Here is a 5,073-nt window from a genome sequence, read left to right as displayed (position 1 = left end):
GGCCAGACCAACATGAACCGGCAGCCCGGGATGCGCCGTATGCAGACTGCTCGCCCAGGCGGCGATCATGTCGCCATCGAAGGCGAATTGCGATACGACCCTGGCTTCCAGCGACTGCTCGGCACAGATGTCGAGCTTGCGCCGCAATGCGTCCGTCAGCACGGCTTCGACGATGCTTGGATGCCCTTCCGGATAGCCGGCAACGAAGGCGGTTCGTATCGCACTGTCTTTGACCACGGGATGGGCGAGCAACTGGGTTGCCTCTCCCAACGGCCCCGGAAAGAGAGCCGGATTGCCGCCAAGAAAGAGCGCTTCGCTTATCCCGTTTCGACTGTGGGCGGTGACAAGATCGATATAGTCCTGCTCCGAATTGAAGTTCCGCGCGCCCAGATGTGGCACCGGCACAAAGCCCAACTCCTTGATCCGGCGCGCTGCTTCGATTTGCAAAGCCTCGGGCTTGCCGGGAAGGTGAGTAAGAAAGACGCGCGAGCCAAGCGGGAAGCAGTCGGCTGGTGGCGCAAAGGTGGGTGCCTGCGCCGGTGCCAGTTCGATCGACACCTCCGCGTCGAACACAAATGTAGCCGAACCTCGCGTCTGGATAAGCTCTTGGCGCATGTCGTTCATGATCTTTCCAGGTCTCTCCCGACCAGCTTCACGATTTCGCGGCACCGTAGGCCGCGGCAATGGGAGCCGGGCAGACCAGCTGCCCGGCTTGTCGTCACGGGAGGATGCAACGACAGGACTCTCAGTTCTGAAACAGCGTTTCGCTAACCGTTGGCGGCGCGTTTGAGCGACAGGAACGGCAGCGCCACGACACGCGCCCTGACATCGGCCGCCACGCCATCCTTGTTCCACTTCAGCGTGAGCTCGGTGCCGGTCTCGGCGGCCTCACGCCGCAGATGGCCGAAGCCGATCATCCTGCCGGTCGAAGGTGACCAGGCGACGCTGCTGGCGTGCCCAACTTCCTTGCCGCCGCGAAAGGCTTTCAGCGGATACCACTGCACGCGCCGCAGATTTCCGGGCGCATTGCTCTCAAGCCCCTTGCCGTCGAGGGCTTGCGACCAGTCGATGTCGAGCCCGACGAGCTGGCGATGGTCACCCGTGTTCGACATGCGCTGCAGCGCCGCCTTGCCGATGAAATCGGCCTTGCGAAAGTCGACCAGCCGGCCCAGGCCGAGGTCGAAGGGCGACGCACGATACTTTCCAGCTGCCTGAATGCTGGCGCCGCCATGGTCTGGGCCGGCACTTGTATAGTCGTAGCCAACGATCAGCAGCCCGGCTTCGAGACGTGCTATGTCGAGCGCCCAGGCGCCGGCAGGAAGGATGCCAAAAGGCTTGCCTGCCGCCTCGACCGCGTCCCACACGGCGGCGCCGTCATCCGCCTTGACCCACAATTCATAGCCATGCTCGCCGGTAAAACCCTGGCGCAGGATCTCGACCCGTCTGCCGGCAATTGTGACGATGGCCAAGCGAGAGAACGGCAATTCCTGCACGGACTGGGTGACAGCCTCCAGCACTTCGCGGGAACGCGGTCCCTGCAAGGTGAGGATGCCGTAGCTATCGGATATGTCGGTGACACGGACGTCGAGGCCTTCGGCATGCTGCTTCCACCAGGAAAGGCCGGGATCGGCGGAAACGCGGAAGGTGGTTTCGTCCATGCGGAAAACCAGACCGTCGCCGACGACATGGCCGTTCTCGTCGCACCACGGTGCATAGTAGATCTGGCCGACCTGCAGCTTCTTGATGTCGCGCGGGATGAGCGCATCCATCATCCTCTCGGCATCCGGACCGGCAATGACATATTTCGACAGTGGTGACATGTCGCCCATGGCCACCCTGTTGCGGATAGCCGCCAGTTCCTCGACCATATCGGAGTAGCAATCGACGACCATGTTCCTGTCCCAGCGCATCCAGAGTGCGTTCTGGTTCAGTGGCGCCGTCCGTTCGACGAAGGGCGTGCCGCGAAAGGCGACATGGGCATCTGCCACCACGCTCAGGCCGGACGTGAATTTGATGTCGTTCATTCCAGGTCTCCTCCCAGTCGCAAGGCACTTTGCTGCGACATTCGACGACAACGGGTGAGGAACAGCGCACCTCGCGCCATGGAAACGAAACCATCCAAGCGCAGACCGCAGGGACGGCTTCCTGCGAGCAGCAACCCGCTCAGTCAGATGTCTCTTGCCTCATCCGTATCTTGGGTGAGACTTTCACTTCGCAGCGTTTTTCGGAATGCCCCCGGTTGCCGACGGCATACCCGCAGTTCAACCTGAATATTTGAAGCCGCCGTCGGATTGCTTTCGCTGTCAGCCTTCACCGGCAAATGCTCGCTTGCGGTCGACCAGGTAACGCCGTCGCACCGCACAAGCTCGGCCCGTTCAGCCGTAGCATCGAAGCCTGAATTGGCAGCTCGACGCGTGGGGGGAAAGGCGGTAGCGCGCTGGCGCTACCAAATTTCTCACCCAGGAGTGCGGTGAGACGTCCGGCGATTTCGACTTCGATTCCGCGGATCATCGTGCGATCGAATGCTGGCATTTCAACCAGGTCCAGCATCGCCTCCGCAGAATCGTCAGCCGGCCTGCTACGCTGCGAGGGAGCCCGCCGGTCCGTCGTAGATTATAGCAATATGTATATTAGCTATTCCTTGACAATCGATGTGGGCTCTGGTTTCCTGATTTTACGGGTATTTAACCAAGTTCGTTGCGTTTTTTACGGACGGTGTTCGCATGTCAACAGTGGTTGTCGCGGACCCGCGGGGGGTATATCTCGCCGGTCTGGAATGGGTGTTGCAGAAGGCTGGACACGATGTTGTCGCCCAGTGTCGCCGCCCTGTGGACGTTCTCGCTCATGTGGAGCGCCATCAACCTGATATCGTCATCGTCGGCGTGGATCTCGCGGACCAGCAGACATCAGGTCTTTCCTCACGGCTGAAGGCCGGCAACAGCGCTCTCGGCATCATCTTCATCGTGCAGCCAACCGGCAGGCTCGATGTCAAGGAAATACAGACACTCGATGTCGACGGCCTGTTTCTGGACGGCATCAGCCACCGCTTTCTCATCGAATGCGTGAATGCGGTGGCGGCGGGCAAGAAGTGGATCGACAACAAGATCGTCCAGCAGCTGCTGATGCCTGGCTCGCAGCCGCAGCCAATGTCCCGGCTGACCGGGCGGGAGACCGAGATCGCCGATCTCGTCTCGCGCGGGCTGCGCAACAAGACCATCGCGCAGCGGCTGCATTTATCCGAAGGCACGGTGAAGATGCACCTGCATCACGTCTACGAGAAACTGCATCTCGGCGGCAGGGCGGAACTGGCCTGGATGACGCACGGCAAAGGCGTCGAGCGTCCAGGAACGGGCCGAACCGGCCTGCTCTGACCGCCCCTCTCCCCTCTCACGGACATTGTACGCAAGGCAACGGCCGGAAAGCCGTCCGACGGCATCTTCCTTGCGCCGTCGCGGCCTCTCCCAGCGCCCGCCAGCCTGATCTATCGAAGGATATATATCGTTCGATCAGGTGCGGACATTGACCGCAATACTATCGAAGCGGGAATGGACGCGCCCTCTTCGCCGGCGGCACATTGCAGGATTAAAGGCCGCAATTCAGCGGGTCAGCGGGTGCACTCGGGTAGGGGCATCCAGCATCTGGGGAGGGGAACCCCTTTTCTTGGTGCGTTCAAAAAGGGGAGAATCTCCATGGCACTCGACATCACAACTCAAGAAATCATCATCGACGAGACCATCGGCCTTCAGGACGATGATGTTAACCCGTCCGTCCCGCCGCACATCACCAACACCACGCTGCAGTATCTCCTGAGCCTCGACGCTCCGGGCGGACTGACTTCACCGGAAGTCGCCTTCCAGGCCAACTTCGTGGTGGCCTCGGCGAGCGCAGGGGAAACCATCACCTCGGTCGTTCTGACGCAGAGCGCCTCCGGGACGCCGTTTTCCGCCACCGTCGGCATCAACAGCGGCATCCGGACGGTGGACGGCAATTATGTCTGGCTGTTCCAGGACCCAACGGATGCAAAGGTCGTGATCGGCGTCATTGGCACCTCTGACCAAGCCGCCGAGCCCGCCGAAACCGGGCCGCTCGCCTTCTCGCTTGCGCTGATCAACACCAGCGCCACCAATGCGGACCTGTACACGGTCGAGTATGTGCCATTGCTCAATCCGGACGCGACCAACCCGGACGACCGCATCGATCTGACCAACAAGGTGTTCGCATCGGTGACGGGCACCAGCGTGGCCAGTTTCTTAGGCTCGGCCGCCGCGCCCGGCAATAATGATTTCTACCTGATCAATTCGGCCAATGACGCTTCCAAGCAGCTTCTGGTGATCGGTTTGAACGGTGGCACCGCCAACGTCAGTGAACAGGGCTTCGGCATCAACAACCAGAGCATCAATCCGAACGAAACTCTGCAGGTCGATTTTGTGACCGGCGGAAACCTGAACGCAGGTAGTGCCTCGCAAATCCAGTACGGCGGCCATATCGAGACCATCACGCAGGCCGGGTTCACGATCAGCCAAATCACACCTTCTACTCCGACTGCGCGGGTGGACGTCCAAGTCAGTGCCTTTAACGTTACGAACAACGAACAAGGCACGGACTTCTTTGACGGCACTGCGACCAGCTCCGTGGACATCACCGGGATCAAGTTGACGGGCACATCGGGGTATGCGTCCCTCATCACCGCCGATGGCACCTATGCCACGGGGAGCGGCAACATCACGGTCACCGGGCTCACCGGGACCGGGAATACTGTCACCATCACCGGGCTCGATAACACCACCACCGTCGATGTCACCACCAGCGGCCCAATGGATCGGCTGGCGGTTAAGGGGGTCGATGCAAACGAAGGGTGCGACATCTCCGAGTTCCATTTCTCGGCGACGAGCACCAACGCCTATAGCGAAGAGGTCGGCTCCTTCATCAACTTCGACGATGACGGGCCGACGCTTTCGATCACGGCGGCAGTGACGGTCGGTCCCGCCGAGGTGGTCGAGGCCAGCGGGGCTGGCGGGCAGAGCCAGGCGACGATCACGCCGCCGACCTTCACTGCGAGCGCGGTCGACGGCT

Annotated in this window: 3 protein-coding genes and 1 pseudogene; 2 read left to right on the top strand and 2 right to left on the bottom strand. The window is 61.1% G+C overall.

All coding sequences use genetic code 11. The features are described 5' to 3' along the window. Nucleotides 1-624 (bottom strand): methylenetetrahydrofolate reductase (locus tag EN932_RS28810; RefSeq protein WP_128369252.1); only part of this gene is annotated, 624 nt, incomplete at its 3' end. A gap of 143 nt (nucleotides 625-767) precedes the next feature. Beyond that, nucleotides 768-2,024, bottom strand: coding sequence for an aminomethyltransferase family protein (locus EN932_RS28805; RefSeq protein ID WP_127368236.1), 1,257 nt, complete (start codon nucleotides 2,022-2,024; stop codon nucleotides 768-770). A gap of 822 nt (nucleotides 2,025-2,846) precedes the next feature. On the opposite strand from EN932_RS28805, the gene EN932_RS28800 reads away from it, so the two are divergent. Both EN932_RS28800 and EN932_RS28795 read left to right on the top strand, forming a co-directional pair. Further along, nucleotides 2,847-3,371: a response regulator transcription factor gene (locus tag EN932_RS28800; RefSeq protein WP_245270489.1), complete on the top strand. Its 525-nt coding sequence runs from the start codon at nucleotides 2,847-2,849 to the stop codon at nucleotides 3,369-3,371. 318 nt (nucleotides 3,372-3,689) lie between these two features. Beyond that, a pseudogene (locus tag EN932_RS28795) lies at nucleotides 3,690-5,073 on the top strand (hypothetical protein); the annotation flags it as partial.

The sequence above is a fragment of the Mesorhizobium sp. M7A.F.Ca.US.002.01.1.1 genome (genome assembly GCF_004022955.1).
In the GTDB taxonomy this organism is placed as follows: domain Bacteria; phylum Pseudomonadota; class Alphaproteobacteria; order Rhizobiales; family Rhizobiaceae; genus Mesorhizobium; species Mesorhizobium ciceri.
The sequence above is the reverse complement of the archived record's forward strand: the minus strand, read 5'-3'. Positions and strand labels throughout refer to the sequence as shown.

Excerpts from the sequence above, each read along its gene's own strand:
- EN932_RS28805 (WP_127368236.1), bottom strand. The coding sequence starts at position 2,024 with ATGAACGACATCAAATTCACGTCCGGCCTGAGCGTGGTGGCAGATGCC.